Annotated in this window: 16 protein-coding genes; 4 read left to right on the top strand and 12 right to left on the bottom strand. The window is 68.9% G+C overall.

All coding sequences use genetic code 11. The annotated features are described in order from the left end of the window. Positions 1-11 precede the first annotated feature (11 nt). The 8 genes from GZ64_RS0104305 to GZ64_RS0104270 all read right to left on the bottom strand — a co-directional run bounded on the left by GZ64_RS0104305 (position 12) and on the right by GZ64_RS0104270 (position 7057). Positions 12-599, bottom strand: coding sequence for a TetR/AcrR family transcriptional regulator (locus tag GZ64_RS0104305; RefSeq protein ID WP_029265279.1), 588 nt, complete (start codon positions 597-599; stop codon positions 12-14). Between the two features lie 211 nt (positions 600-810). Then, positions 811-1992 (bottom strand): Gfo/Idh/MocA family protein, encoded by a 1182-nt coding sequence (locus GZ64_RS0104300; protein WP_197020504.1) that lies wholly within the window; start codon positions 1990-1992, stop codon positions 811-813. Positions 1993-2033: 41 nt separating this feature from the next. Then, a complete protein-coding gene (locus GZ64_RS0104295; protein ID WP_029265276.1) occupies positions 2034-3092 on the bottom strand; it encodes a LacI family DNA-binding transcriptional regulator in 1059 nt (352 codons plus the stop codon). 3 nt (positions 3093-3095) lie between these two features. After that, positions 3096-3989 carry a carbohydrate ABC transporter permease gene (locus tag GZ64_RS0104290; RefSeq protein ID WP_029265275.1) on the bottom strand — a complete coding sequence of 298 codons (894 nt, stop codon included), beginning with the start codon at positions 3987-3989 and terminating at the stop codon, positions 3096-3098. Continuing rightward, the gene (locus GZ64_RS0104285; protein ID WP_029265273.1) at positions 3982-4941 is read right to left on the bottom strand and encodes a carbohydrate ABC transporter permease; all 960 of its coding nucleotides are present in this window, start codon (positions 4939-4941) and stop codon (positions 3982-3984) included. The genes GZ64_RS0104290 and GZ64_RS0104285 overlap by 8 nt, the downstream gene beginning before the upstream one ends. 4 nt (positions 4942-4945) lie before the next feature. Further along, a complete protein-coding gene (locus tag GZ64_RS0104280) occupies positions 4946-6217 on the bottom strand; it encodes an ABC transporter substrate-binding protein (protein ID WP_029265272.1) in 1272 nt (423 codons plus the stop codon). A gap of 109 nt (positions 6218-6326) precedes the next feature. Then, positions 6327-6686 (bottom strand): fluoride efflux transporter FluC, encoded by a 360-nt coding sequence (locus GZ64_RS0104275; RefSeq protein ID WP_029258389.1) that lies wholly within the window; start codon positions 6684-6686, stop codon positions 6327-6329. Then, positions 6683-7057: a fluoride efflux transporter FluC gene (locus GZ64_RS0104270; RefSeq protein ID WP_036331090.1), complete on the bottom strand. Its 375-nt coding sequence runs from the start codon at positions 7055-7057 to the stop codon at positions 6683-6685. The genes GZ64_RS0104275 and GZ64_RS0104270 overlap by 4 nt, the downstream gene beginning before the upstream one ends. Before the next feature lie 106 nt (positions 7058-7163). Between GZ64_RS0104270 and GZ64_RS0104265 the strand changes: the two genes are divergently transcribed. Further along, positions 7164-8690: an FAD-dependent oxidoreductase gene (locus GZ64_RS0104265; protein WP_029265269.1), complete on the top strand. Its 1527-nt coding sequence runs from the start codon at positions 7164-7166 to the stop codon at positions 8688-8690. On the opposite strand, the gene GZ64_RS0104260 is transcribed toward GZ64_RS0104265, so the two are convergent. From GZ64_RS0104260 to GZ64_RS0104250, 3 genes are all read right to left on the bottom strand, one after another. Beyond that, the gene (locus GZ64_RS0104260) at positions 8659-9498 is read right to left on the bottom strand and encodes a nitroreductase family protein (protein ID WP_029258386.1); all 840 of its coding nucleotides are present in this window, start codon (positions 9496-9498) and stop codon (positions 8659-8661) included. The genes GZ64_RS0104265 and GZ64_RS0104260 overlap by 32 nt on opposite strands. A 5-nt stretch (positions 9499-9503) precedes the next feature. Beyond that, positions 9504-9878 (bottom strand): hypothetical protein, encoded by a 375-nt coding sequence (locus GZ64_RS0104255; protein WP_021201496.1) that lies wholly within the window; start codon positions 9876-9878, stop codon positions 9504-9506. A gap of 139 nt (positions 9879-10017) precedes the next feature. Continuing rightward, positions 10018-10815 carry a MerR family transcriptional regulator gene (locus tag GZ64_RS0104250; protein WP_029265268.1) on the bottom strand — a complete coding sequence of 266 codons (798 nt, stop codon included), beginning with the start codon at positions 10813-10815 and terminating at the stop codon, positions 10018-10020. Between the two features lie 177 nt (positions 10816-10992). Between GZ64_RS0104250 and GZ64_RS0104245 the strand changes: the two genes are divergently transcribed. Next, positions 10993-11832, top strand: a complete 840-nt coding sequence (locus tag GZ64_RS0104245) for a DUF4097 family beta strand repeat-containing protein (RefSeq protein WP_029265267.1) — start codon at positions 10993-10995, stop codon at positions 11830-11832. Beyond that, the gene (locus GZ64_RS0104240; RefSeq protein ID WP_029259535.1) at positions 11829-12455 is read left to right on the top strand and encodes a PadR family transcriptional regulator; all 627 of its coding nucleotides are present in this window, start codon (positions 11829-11831) and stop codon (positions 12453-12455) included. Before GZ64_RS0104245 ends, GZ64_RS0104240 begins: the two co-directional genes overlap by 4 nt. Before the next feature lie 231 nt (positions 12456-12686). Here the strand turns inward: GZ64_RS0104240 and GZ64_RS0104235 are convergent, their stop codons facing one another. Then, positions 12687-13232, bottom strand: coding sequence for a universal stress protein (locus GZ64_RS0104235; RefSeq protein WP_029259536.1), 546 nt, complete (start codon positions 13230-13232; stop codon positions 12687-12689). A 149-nt stretch (positions 13233-13381) separates the two neighbouring features. On the opposite strand from GZ64_RS0104235, the gene GZ64_RS0104230 reads away from it, so the two are divergent. Beyond that, positions 13382-13567, top strand: a complete 186-nt coding sequence (locus GZ64_RS0104230; protein ID WP_029259537.1) for a DUF3073 domain-containing protein — start codon at positions 13382-13384, stop codon at positions 13565-13567. Positions 13568-13624: the final 57 nt, after the last annotated feature.

The raw sequence follows: 13624 nt of genomic DNA, 5'->3' as shown, positions 1-13624 counted from the left end.
TTTCCTCGGTGTCAGGGTATGGCTGTCGCTGCGGAAGGGGTGGAGACGTCGTCTCCGAGGATCCGCGCCAGTGCGGACTCGATGAAGGACTGGGCAAGACGGTCGTCGCGGATCTGCATGCTCCACATGACGCCGTCGATGAAGATCATCGCCGCTCTGGCACGGTCTTCGCCATAGGTCGGCGTGAGCAGGTCGACGAGGCGGTCCGACAGATGGCGGGCGAGATCCCGCAGGCGGGGGTCGTGCACGGCGGCGGTGACCACGGCGCGGTCGGCCTGCACGGCATGGTGGTCGTCCATGCTCTCGAACACGAGGGCGGCGATCACGTCGGGGCTGTCACCGCGTTCGGCGAGGGTCTGCCGCACGCCGTCGAGACGTGCGTCGACCTCTTCGGCGAGCGCGCGGAAGGCCGCGGCCCTGAGGTCGTCGAGGGTGTCGAAGTACTGCGTCGTCGCCCCGAGAGGCACCCCGGCACGCGCGGCCACCATGCGGTGTGTGACGGCGTCGGCGCCCACCTCGACGATGAGCTCGGCCGTCGCGGTCACGATCTCCCGACGGCGCGCCTCAGGGTCACGTCGCCGACGCTCCCCTTGCCTCATCCCGCCCCCTTGGACATCCGTACATGTACGTTTGTACATTTCAGGATTGTGAAGATGCTGGGAACGGACCTCGCCCTCGCTCCGCACGGAGTCGTGGACCTCCAAGGTGTCGGCGGCGAACGCAGGGCCGGCGGTCAGGATGATGCGGTGCCGCACCAGGTAGGCGGGCACGTATATCCCCAACCCCAGCACCGCGAGGGCCGCGGTGCACTCATACCAGCGCGGCCTCGACCTGCCCGCGCTCGAAGTAGGCGACGAGATCGGGATCCAGCGGCGGGATCTCGATCGCGGAGCCGTCACCCCGCAGCGACGCGGTGGCGAGGATGCCGGCGGCGACGGCCTCGCGCGCCGCGACGGGCGACGTCTCGGTGAGTCCGCCGTGGCGCACGAAGCGCAGGAACTCCGCGACGAGCAGGGCGTCGGCACCGTCGTGACCCGCGTCGGGCACCTCCGGGACGATGAAGGTCTCGTCTGCCGCCGCCGCTCCGGCATGACGACGATTCCACAGCTTGACCTCGCTGCCGGCGACATCGCCGAAGTTCTCGATGCGACCCTCGGTGCCGATCACGGTGTAATTGCGCCAGTAATCCGGTGTGAAGTGGCATTGCTGGTACGACGCGAAGATCCCGCCCTCCAGCTGCATGTTCACCATCGAGATGTCCTCGACGTCCACCACCGGGTGCAGTCCCGTCAGCGCGGTCGGCGGCCAGTTGTCCATGCTGAACCAGTCCGGCATCCGCTCCCCGGTGCGGTCACGCCGATCGGTGATGTCGCCGTACACGCTCAGCGCGCCCATCGCCGAGACCCGCTCGCTGTAGGCGCCGGCGAGCCAGTGGATGATGTCGATGTCGTGAGCGCCCTTCTGCAGCAGCAGTCCGGTGGTGCGGCGACGGTCGGCGTGCCAGTCCTTGAAGTAGAAGTCGCCGCCGTGACCGACGAAGTGCCGCACCCAGACGGCCTTGACCTGACCGATGCGTCCGCTCTGGATCAGACCGCGCATCAGCGTGATCACGGGCATGTGCCGCATGTTGTGGCCGATGTAGAGCCCGGTGCCGGTGCGGCGTGCGGTCTCGAGCATCGTGTCGGCGTCGGCGAGGTCGATCGCCAGGGGCTTCTCGCAGAACACCGGCACTCCTGCTTCGAGGGCACGGATGCTGAGGGCTGCGTGCGTGTCGTCGGGGGTGAGCACCATGACGGCGTCGACGCCGGAGGCCAGCAGCTCGTCGAGAGAGTCGGTGACGAGCGCATCCGGCACGAGAGCGCGGGCGTCGTCGCGAGCGCGCGGTGCGAGATCGCACACGGCGCTGATGCGCGAGCCGTGTCCCGGGCGATGCACCTCTTCCTGGAGGGTCGAGCGCGCGCCGAAGCCGATGATGCCGATCTGGAGATCCACGATGGTCCTTCTGTGTGATGGGTCTGTGCAGGATGCCGAGGTCAACGGGCCCGCGGTGCGGGGGCGTCGAGGTCGGTCGATCCGCCGGGGAAGAGCGTCCACGCGAAGTCGTGCAGGCGCCCGGGTGTGGGGTCGGTCTCGAGGGCGCGGTCGACGATGATGCACGCCTGCCGCTCGTAGAAGTCGGTGGGACCGACGGTCGTGAGCGTGGGCGCGATCAGGCGGGCGTCCGGGGTGTTGCCCACGCCCACCACCGCGACGTCGTGCGGCACCCGGAGGCCGAGCATGTGCGCGGCGTTGATCGCGGCGATCGCGGCGAAGTCGGTGGTGGCGTACACCGCTCGCGGTCGGTTCTCCCCCGACAGCAGCTCCACCGCGGCGGTGAAGGCGCTCGCCTGGGTGTCGGCATACGTCACCGTCCAGCTCGGGTCCGGTTCGATGCCGGCGGCCGCCATCTTCTCGACATAGGGCGTGTAGCGCGTGATCTGCGTGCCGGCGAGGCGCACGGCGCCCTCCGCGGCGATGCATCCGATCCTGGTGTGCCGCTCCAGCAGATGGTCCATCGCGATCTCGCAGCCGGGGATCGCATCCGAGCGGATCACGTCGAAGCCCTCGGGTTCGAGATGTTCGGAGAACACCACGAGACGCTGACCGCGACGCACGAGGTCGTCGAGGTTCTGCCGCGCCTTGTCGTCGAGGCCCACGCCGTCGAGGTACGCCACGTCGCTCTCGACCCGGTCCAGGGCCGCGTGCCAATCACCGTCGGCGAGGATCAGCGTGGTGAGCCCGTGCTTGTTAGCCTCGGCGTTCACCGCGTCGGCGACCGCCAACGACCACGGGTCGCTCAGCATGTGCAGCGAGAGCTGCACCATGCCGCTGCGTCCGGTGCGGATCGCCCGCGCTGCACTGTTCGGGCGGTAGTTCAGCTCATCGGCTGCGGCCAGCACGCGTGCGGCCGTGGCTTCGGCGACGCCGGCGCCCGACGCCGCCCCTGCGCGTCCGGAGAACACATACGACACGGTCGCCGTCGACACACCGGCCCGTTCGGCCACCATGCGCAGTGTCGGGCGCCGGGGCGCCTGGTGCTCGCTCTTCGCCATGTCTCAGCCCTTCGATCCGCTGAACGCGATGCCCTGGATGAACTGCCGCTGCAGGATCATGAAGGTCACCAGCATCGGCAGCGTCGCCAGCAGCGCGCCGGCCATCAGCACCGGGTAGTCGGTGCCGTGGATGCCGACCAGCTGCGAGAGCCCGACCGACAGCGGCATCTTCGCGGGGTCGGTCGTCACGATCAACGGCCAGAGCAGATCGTTCCAGGACCACAGCACGGTGAACACCACAAGTGCGATGATGCCAGGCTTCGCGAGCGGAACCATGATCCGCCAGAAGGTCTGCCACGGATTCGCGCCGTCGATGCGGGCGGCCTCTTCCAGCTCGGCGGGCATGGACATGAAGAACTGCCGCATCAGGAAGGTGCCGAAGGCGCTGAAGATGCCCGGCACGATGAGCGCCTGCAGCGTGTTGAGCCAGCCCAGCGACTGGATGATCTCGTACTGCGGCAGCAGGTACAGCTGCGACGGCACCATGAGCACCGAGAGGAACACGACGAACAGGGCGTTGCGGCCGGGGAACGGGATGCGTGCGAACGCGTAGCCCGCCATGGTGCACAGCACCACCTGGCCGACCGTGCGCCCGACCGTGAGCCACACGGAGTTCAGGAACATCTGTCCGAACGGCATCGAGTCGAACACCTCGGCGAAGTTCGTGAACACCCATTCGCGCGGCAGGAACGACGGCGGCACCTGCACCGAGTCGGACAGCGTCTTGAACGAGGTCAGCAGCTGCCAGACGAACGGGAAGACCATCAGCACCGCGCCGAGGATCAGCACGAGGTGCACGATCCAGAGGCCGCGGTTCCTCGGCTTCCCCGCCCGGGTTCCGGAGCGGCCCACGGGGGCGCCGACCACGGCGCGTGTGTCGAGCGAGACGTCACTCATAGTGCACCCACTTCTTCTGCAGACGGAACTGCACGATCGTGAGGATCAGGATGATCACGAGCAGGAGGAAGGCGATGGCGGCCGCATAGCCGCGGTCGTTGTCGAGGAAGCCCGCCTCATAGAAGAGATAGACGACGGTGCGGGTGTTCGGCATCGCGGGGTTGCTGCGGCCGAGCATCATGTAGATGAGGTCGAACACCTGCAGCGCTCCGATCACGCTGATCACGCTGACGAAGAAGATCGACGGCGACAGCAGCGGGATCGTGATCGAGAAGAACTTGCGCACCGGGCCCGCGCCGTCGAGGTCGGCCGCCTCCATGATCGTGTCGGGGATGCCCTGGAGTCCGGCGAGGAAGATGACGATGTTGGTGCCGAGCCCCGCCCAGATGCCCACGACGGCGATCGCGACCAGCGCGGTGTTCGGGTCGGTGAGCCAGCTGCGGCCCTCGATCCCGACGGCACCGAGGGCCGCATTGAACACTCCGTAGTCGCCGTTGTAGATCATGCGCCACACCAGCGCGATGGCTGCCGGCATGGTGACGACGGGGATGAAGTACAGCGTGCGGTAGGCGCTGCGCCCCTTGAGGCCGGCGGTGTTCAGCAGCGCGGCGATGCCGACCGCGAGGGGAATGCCGATGAGGGCGATGATCGTGTAGATCGCGGTGTTGCGGAGGGCTCCGATCAGCTCGGGGTCCTGGAACAGGCGCGTGTAGTTCTCGATTCCCACCCACTCGGCCCCGCCGAACGGGCCTGACTTGGTGAACGAGATGATGAGGGTGCGGACGGTCGGCCAGAGATAGAACGCGGCGATCCCGAGGGCGGTCGGGCCGAGGAAGACCAGCGCCCACCAGGGGGACGCTCCCGGACTCCGTCGGCGGCGGCGGGTGCCGGGGCTCTGCGGCTCCGGCACCCGCTCCGCCGTCTCGACCGCGCGCGGCGCGATGACGGTCATGCGGTCACTCCTGCTCGGCGTCCAGTGCCGCCTGCATCTGGTCGGCGAGATCCTGGAGGCCGTCCTTCGGGGACACCGCGCCCGACCACACCTGCGAGAGCACCTCGCTCTCGATGCTCGTCCAGGCGGAGGTGTTCTTCGAGGCCGGGTACGGCACGGCGTTCTCGAGCGCGTCGATGTAGACCTGAAGGTCGTACTGGGGCAGAGCGTCGACCCACGCCTGCTGCGTGCCCTCGAACGCGGGGATCACGGTGCCGGTCTCGGCCTGGATCTTCGCCGCCTGCTCTCCGGAGGCGAACTCGGCGAACGCCTTGGCCTCGGCGAGGTGTGCGCTCTTCGCGTTGGCGACGTTGCCGACACCGTGGATCACGCTCTGGTTGCCCTCTGCTCCGGCGGGGAGCGGGGCCACATCGACGCTGCCGCCGATGTCGGCGTTGTCCGCGTAAGCGATGGCCGCCCAGGATCCGTTCTGGAACATGGCGACCTTGCCGGAGAGGAAGAAGTCCTCGGGGTTGGTGTCGGTCATCTGCTGCGCCGTGGGCGAGGAGCCCGCCGCGATCAGGTCGGTCCACAGCTCGATGCCGGCGAGCGCTTCGGGCGAGCCGTATCCGCTCTTCGTCCCGTCGGCGGAGATCACCTCACCACCGGCCTGGGCGATCGAGTTGTAGAAGTTCTCCTGGCCGTACTGGCTGGCGGCGACCCCGAACTGGCCCTTCGCGGGATCGGTGAGCTTCGCGGCGGCCGCGGTGAAGTCGTCCCAGGTCCAGTCCGCGGAGGGGTACTCCACACCCGCCGCGTCGAAGAGCGCCTTGTTGTACCAGAGGGCGACGGTGTCGAAGTCCTTCGGGGCGCCGTAGAGCTTGCCGTCGTAGGTGTAGAGGTCGATGAGGCCCTGCGGATAGTCCGCGGCGTCGATGCCACCGTCATCGAGAGGAGCGAGCTGCCCGTTCGACGCGTAGAGCTGGAAGTTCGGGCCGTTCATCCAGAAGACGTCGGCCGCCGAACCGCCGGATGCCGCCGTCTGCAGCTTCGTGAAGTACTCCTTGTACGGCGTGACCTGAATGTCGATCGTGACGTTCGGGTTCTCCTTCGTGAAGGCAGCGGCGATGTCTTCCATCGCCGGTTTCTGGTTCTCGTCCCAGATGGCATAGCTGAGGGTGACCTCGCCGTCGGAGCTGCCGCCGCCCGTCGAGGAGGAGGAGCAGGCGCTGAGGGCGAGGACGGCGACCGCTGACGCGGCGAGGGCGCCGAGAGCGCGGCGGGTCGTACGGGGCATCGGTGTCTCCTTCGACAGGTGCACGAGTGCAGAAACGGATGTTAATCGTTTAGCGTTAATCGATTAGCAAGGAGAGTAGCCCGAGGGGGCCGCACCCCGCAACCCTCGATTACAGGGCTGAACCGAGGGCGAGACCGAGGCCCGCGGCGAGCAGACCGAGCAGCAGCATCCCGATCGCATTGAACGTCGACGCGGGGCGCTCGCCGTCGCGCCACAGGGCCACCGTGTCGAGCATCGCCGTGCTGAAGGTCGTGTAGCCGCCCAACAACCCGGCGCCGAGAAGGAAGGCGGCATCCGGCAGGGCGGTGGTGACCAGTCCGAGCGCGAACGAGCCCGTGAGGTTCACCAGCAGGATGCCCCAGGGGAACCGACGACCCGCGAGACGGGCGACGCCGAGATCGGCGAGGTAGCGCAGCACCGCGCCGACCCCTCCGGCGAGCGCGGCACCGAGGAACAGCAGCGGGCTCATGATGCCCGTCCCGTCCGGGGCCGGCCGAGACGCAGCCCGAGAGCTGCCGCACCGAGCCCGAGAACGAGGCTGCCCACCGCGTAGGCGGCGGCGAGAGCAGGCACGTCAGCCCACAGGGCGACAGTGCCGGTCATGAACGCGCTGTAGGTCGTGAATCCGCCGAGCACTCCGGTGCCGAGCATCAGCCGCAGGTCGGCCGATGCGGGCAGGCGGGCCGCCAGCACGCCGATCAGCAGGGCCCCGACGACGTTGGCGATGAGCACCGCGACGGGGATTCCGCCCCCATCCGGGAGCGCGAGGCCGAGGCCGAGCCGCGCGGCCGTCCCCACCGTGCCGCCGGCGGCGACGAGCAGGATGCGGCGGAGGTTCACGTCCGCCACTGTAGTCGCCGAGCAGCGCGGCGTTCGCCGGATGGCAGCGGCCCCTGCGGATGTCAAGGCGGTGGATACCGGGACGCGAAGGGCGTTGACTGACGACATGAATCCCCTGTGGAAGCTCGACCGCACCCTGCCCGTCGGATCCCCCTTCGAACCCGGCGCGCACCACGACGTCGTCATCGTCGGCGCCGGGATCACCGGTCTCTCCACGGCGGTGATGCTCACCAGAGCCGGGCTCGACGTGGCTGTGATCGAGGCGGGCGAGGTCGCCGAGCTCGCGACGGGGGCCAACACGGGCAAGCTCTCCCTGCTGCAGGGTGGCCAGCTCGCGACGATCCGGCGCCATCATCCGGCTGCGCTCGTGCGCGCCTACGTCGACGCCAACCGCTCGGGCATGGAATGGCTGCTCGCATTCGCCGAGCTCGCTGGAGTCCCCTTCACACGACACACCGACCACTCGTACGCGCAGGGCCCTTCCGGCATCGACACGGTCGACGAGCAGCACTCCGCGGCTCGGGAAGCCGGATTGCCGACGCGATTGGCGTCGCCCACCTCACTCCCCGCGACCCCGTTCCCGGTGGCCGCCGCCGTGGCGCTCGACGAGCAGGTCGCGATCGACCCCGTGGCCGTTTGCCTCGCCCTCACTGAGGAGCTTCTCACCGGCGGCGGCACGCTCCACACCGGCGTTCGCGCGACGGGAACCCACGCGTTGGCCGGTCGCGTCGACACCGCGCACGGGCCGCTCTTCGCCGACCACATCGTGCTCGCGACGGGCACCCCGATCACCGACCGAGGTCTGTACTTCGCCAAGACGCGGGGGCTCCGGTCGTACTGCGTGTCCTTCCGCGTGCCGGACGGCGTTCCGGAGGGGACGTTCCTCTCGGTCGACGGACCGACGCGCTCCATCCGCCCGGTGACCGTCGCGGACGGCCCCGGTGGCGGCGCCCGACTGATCGTGGGCGGCAACGGGCACCCGGTCGGCCGATCCGGCGGCGAGAGGGCCGCGGTGGAGGACCTCGTCGCCTGGACGCAGCTGCACTTCCCCGGTGCGGAGGAGACGCACCGCTGGTCGGCGCAGGACTACGAGTCGCACGACCTGATCCCGTTCGTGGGGGCGATGCCGCGCGGCCTCGGCCGCATCCGCTTCGCGACGGGCTACGGGAAGTGGGGGCTGTCGAACGCCCCCGCCGCCGCGCAGCGCCTCACCTCCGAGATCCTGGGCACGCCCCGACGCGATCGCCCGACCTGGATCACCATGATCGGCACGCGTCTGACCGTGCCCGCCGACCTCGCTCGCGGTGCGGTCGAGGGCGGCAAGGTCGCGACGGCGCTCGCTTCCGGTTGGGTGGAGGCGGAGACCCGCCGCACGCCGGTGCCGCAACCGGCCGAGGGCCAGGGCGTGGTGGCGAATCGCGCAGGGCGCCCGGTCGCGGTCTCCACCGTCGACGGTGTGACGCGGGCCGTGAGCGCGGTGTGCACGCACCTGGGCGGCGTGCTCGCCTGGAACGACGCCGAGTGTTCGTGGGACTGCCCGCTGCACGCCTCGCGCTTCGCGCCGGACGGCACCCGCCTCGAGGGTCCGGCGCTGCGAGACCTCACTCCCCTGACGCCGGCGGACCCGGAGTGATGTCGCCGGCGGGAGGCGCGCCGTCCCACCCCTGCTGCGGCGTCTCCCCGTTCTCGCGGAACACGTACTGCGACACGAGCTTGCGCTGGCTGCTCGACCAGTCGATCGCGGGGCGACGCTGTTCCGGCGGCAGGTAGCCCAGCCGGTAGACGGCCATGAGTTCGAGATCGTCCGGCACCCGCAACAGCTGCACGATCTCGTCCCAGCGGCCCGGCACCTCCATCGGGAACGAGATGAACTGGATGCCCATGCCGAGTTCGACCGTGGTGAGCCAGACGTTCTCCATCGCCGCCCCCATGCTGAACACCGAATAGAACGACGAGAGCTGCCCCGGCCGGTACTCGCTGCGGTCGAGCATCACGCCCAGCAGCAGCGGCGACCCCGCCACGAGCTTCCGGTTCTCGGCACCGAGGGTCTTCGGCACTCCGAAGGTGTTCATGAGCGTCTGCCCGCGCTTGGTGAACACCTGGCTCGTGAACGGGCGGAGCGCGGCGGGCAGCTTGTCGAACAGCATCCCGCTGCGCTTCTCCTCCATCTCGGCCTGACTGAAGCGGAAGTACGGTTTGTACCGCTCGAAGAACGTGCCGTTCGACATCGCCTCGGTCATGCTCTCGCCCGAGATGCGGGCGATCTGCTCGATCGTTTCGCGGCTCTCGATCACCACGAATCGCCAGGGCTGGCTGTTCAGCTGCGACGGAGCGCGGCCCGCGGCTTCGAGGAGGATGCGCTGATGGTCCTCGGAGACAGGGTCGGGCAGGAATGCGCCGTTGGTGGTCTTGCGGCGGCGGATGGCATCGAGCAGTTCCATGCGTTTCACTTCCGGTCGGCGGCGGATCGCGAGAGCACCAGCCCTGCGACGATGAAGGGGGCGGCGGCGAGCGCGACCAGCGGATGCCGCCGGCTGTGCGTGCCGAGGTACGGGATGGCCGCGAGCGGCACGGCGGCGGGGAGCAGCCCGACCGCAGCGCGACGGCCACCCGTGCGCGGCCCCCGCGACCAGCCCGCCACGACGGCGACAGCCGAGGTCGCACATGTCGCGATGTAGAGCGCGTGGTGCAGCCAGCGGAAGCGGCTGGTGTCGACCAGGCGCGCGGCGACGGATGCGCCGAGTGCGCAGTTCACGGCGTAGGCCGTGGCCGCAGCGGCGAACAGCGGCGCGTTGTTCGCGCGCTCACGGCGGTGGACCATGGCATGACCCTACGCCCGCGCCCGGGCCTCAGGCTCCCCCTTGCACGCGAGTGCGCCGGTCGGCTAGGCCGTGTGCCGGACGCGAACGACCCCCTCCTGCGCGGACATCGCTCAGGAGGGGGTCGGCTCGGTACGTGGCCTAGAGGTTGCCCTCCGCGTAGACGCGGAGCGTGTCGCGGACGAACTCCGCACCGTGCGTGCCGCCGGACGATGTCGCGTAGTTCGCGCCGAAGCGCGGATCCGCGACGTACATCTCGCCGAGCCCGATCACGTATGCCTTGACGTCTCCGCCGGGGACGGCGGCGGGTGTGCCCGGGATGCCCGTGAGCCACTCGACGTGGCGACGCGCGACCTCCTGGGCCGCGGGTGAAGCCGGATCGATGCCGCTCTCCGCGGCGGCGATCCAGTCGCGCCCGAGGTCGGACACGCGCTGCTGCCAGTCGGCGCGCGCGGCGTCCGTCATCCCGCGCCACCAGCTGTCGCTGTCGGCGTAGGCCTTCTTCCCCCAGCGTTCCTCGACTTCCTCCTTGTGCTGCGTGTGGTCGAAGCCGTCGAACATGTTCTCTGCCATGAGGTTCTCACCTCCTCTCAATGCCGTGATGGTGGATTCGACCGACGCGATCTGACGCGCCAGCCGGGTCTGCTCGTCGCGCAGCAGCGCGAGATGGGTTTCCAGGGCCGATGCCTCGCTCGCTGCGGCATCGCTGTCCGATGCGGATCCCAGCACGTCCGCGATCTTCGGGAGACCGAGCCCCAATTCCCGCAGCAGCAGGATGCGCTGCAGACGCACCAGCGCCGGGCCGTCGTAGTGCCGGTAGCCGTTGTGCGCGATGCGCGAGGGCGACAGCAGGCCGATGTCGTCGTAGTGCCGCAGTGTGCGGCTCGTGGTTCCGGCGAGGCGGGCGATCTCCTGGATCGACCAGTCATCCGTCTCCATACCGCCTCCTCTCGTTCGTGGTTGTGCGGTGATGTCTTGAACTCTAGAAGTTGACGTTGCGTCAAGGTCAACATCTTTCAGCGAATATTCGCGCTCCCTTCTTGACAGGATCGAGATATATCGTGTTATCGTGGCAACACACGATATATCGTGACCCTCAACCCAGGAGAAGCAGACATGACCGAGAAGTGGCTCATCGCCCCCGGCGAGGAACGCGTCATCGACATCGAATCCGTCACCCGCCTCAAGGTGGGCCTCGTCGGTGGACAGGTCGACATCGTCGCCCATGACGAACCGGGCATCCGCATCGAGGTGCACGGCGTCACCACCAAGGACCTGCGCATCGAATCCCACGACGGCGAGGTCGAGATCGACCACCCGCAGTTGGGCTGGGACAACTTCCTCGAGGTGTTCCGCAACTTCGGCTCCGGCGGGCCCCGCGCCGAGGTGAGCGTCGCGGTCCCCCGCGCGATCGCCCTGAACCTCGGCGTCGTCAGTGCCGGCGCTCTGGTCTCCGGGCTCCGCAACGATGCCCGCCTCAACACCGTGTCGGGCGACATCATCGTCGACACCCTGATCGGCGACCTCACGGTCAACTCCGTGTCGGGCGACGTGCAGGTGCGCGGCCTCACCGGCTCGATCAGCGCGAACAGCGTCTCGGGCGATGTGGCCGTCACCGGTGCCGTGCGCCGGGCGACCGTCGACATCGTCTCGGGCTCCACGCTGGTCGACGCCGCGGGCGACGTGAACACCATCAACGTCAACTCGGTCTCTGGCGGCACCACCGTGCGCCTCGACGAGTCGCTCGCCGCGAACTACGTCATCCGGTCGCTGAGCGGACGCCTGCTGATCGACGGGGTCGAGCGCAGCACCTCGGGCCCCAGCAACTACACGGGCACGACCGGGGAGCTCGCCGGACGCTTCGTCGACCTGCGCGCGAACTCCGTCTCGGGGGGCGTGACGGTCCTCCGCCGCACCCCGGCATCGATCGCCGACGACCCGGAGTGGGAAGCATGAGCCCCGCGGTCTTCTCCCACGGCGATCTGCGCCTGTACCTGCTGTCGCTGCTCGCCGAGGCGCCGCAGCACGGCTACGGCATCATCCAGTCGCTCACCGATCGCACCGGCGGCACCTACACGCCGAGCGCCGGGACCATCTATCCCCGGCTCGCGAAGCTCGAGGAAGAGGGGCTGGTCACCAAGACCGTCGACGGCCGCACCACCATCTACTCCATCACCGAGGCTGGGCGGGCGGAGCTCGCGTCGCGCGAGGGCGACCTCGCCGGCATCGAAGCCGGCCTCACCGACTCGGTGCGACTGATCGCGAGCGAGGTGCGGCAGAGCGTCCAGGACGCGATGAAGAGCCTTCGCGCCGATCTGGCAGCGGCCGAGAAGGGCGAGCGCACGGCGGCGAAGAACCGTCCCCGCACAGCGACCGACGACTCCCGGCTCGTCAGCCGCGAGGAGATGCACCGCGCCGATGCCGTGATCAACGCCTTCCGGGCACGGGTGCGCACCGATCTGCGCACCCACATCGCGAAGGGCGGCACCCTCTCCCCCTCGGTCGTCACCGAGCTCGAAGCGGCGCTCGACACCGCCGCACGCGGTGTCACGGTCGCCCTGAGCACGCCACGCCCGTGATCGGTTCGGAGCCGGGTGCGGCACGTCCGCGGCAGGACGACGCCCGCGCGCGGGTGGAACCTCTTCTGCCGGTGCACGCGCGACCACCGCAGCTCCGCACCCCACCCGTCGTGCAGACGTCACCCTCCGCGCGACGTCACGGCATCGTCATCCACATGCGGTGACGCCGCACGAGAAGAGGCCCCACCGGCAATCGCCGACGGGGCCTCTTCTGCGTCCGGGGAACGGCCGCTACTTCTCGGGCCAGATCTCCTTCTGCTCGTCCGGCACCGACTCTCCGAGCGGCACGACCAGGATCGAACGATGCTGCCGGTGCGCGAGGCGCGCGGCCACCGATCCGGTGAAGAACTCCCTGATCGACTCGCCGATGCCACGCTTGCGTGTACCGACGACGATCAGCTGTGCGTCGAGCTTGTTGGCGAGCTGCTTGATCGCCAGAGCCGGATCGCCGACCAGCTGCCGCGCCGTCCAGGTGACGTCAGTGCCCGCGAGCAGCGTGGCCGCAGCGGCCTCGACCGCCTCGAACTCCGCGGCTCCGGCGTCGAAGTTGATGTCGATCGGAGCCGAGTGGACGTAGCCGTCCGGGTCCTCGTACGTCACGAAGCGCGTGACGTCGACGTGCGCGACCACGAGCGGTGCGCTCAGCAGTCGCGCGTAGCGGACGGCCTCATCGATCACGTGTCGGTCCTGGTCCAGCTGCATGCCGACGATGACGGCTTTCTGCAGTGCCGCATTCTGTGCGGCCTCGTCGGACGGAGTGGAGGTGTTGTCGGTCATGATGATCGTTCCCTTCACCGGCCTGGCATCAGCCAGAGGGTCGTACCCGCGTGCTATTCTGAATGCTACTCTTACCGGCGTTCAGCCGGTGTCGTGAAATGCATCGGGCCTGAACAGCCCGCAGCTTAACTCGTGAGGGGGTCTCGCGCATGGGCCGTGGCCGTCAGAAGGCGAAACACACCAAGATCGCCCGCGAACTCAAGGCGTACAGTCCGTCGGTGAACTACTCCGCTCTCGAGCGCGAGTTGGGTCATCCGACCGACGAAGACGCGTATGTCGACAAGTGGGCCGATGACTATGCCGACGAAGACGAGGACGAACTAGAGAAGGCCTGACCGCCCCTCTGTTCGTCGCACCCGCACCACGTGCGGGTGTTTCGTCGTGCTCTGGCG

It is taken from the genome of Microbacterium sp. Cr-K32, assembly GCF_000708345.1.
Lineage (GTDB): Bacteria > Actinomycetota > Actinomycetes > Actinomycetales > Microbacteriaceae > Microbacterium > Microbacterium maritypicum_A.
The sequence above is the reverse complement of the archived record's forward strand: the minus strand, read 5'-3'. Positions and strand labels throughout refer to the sequence as shown.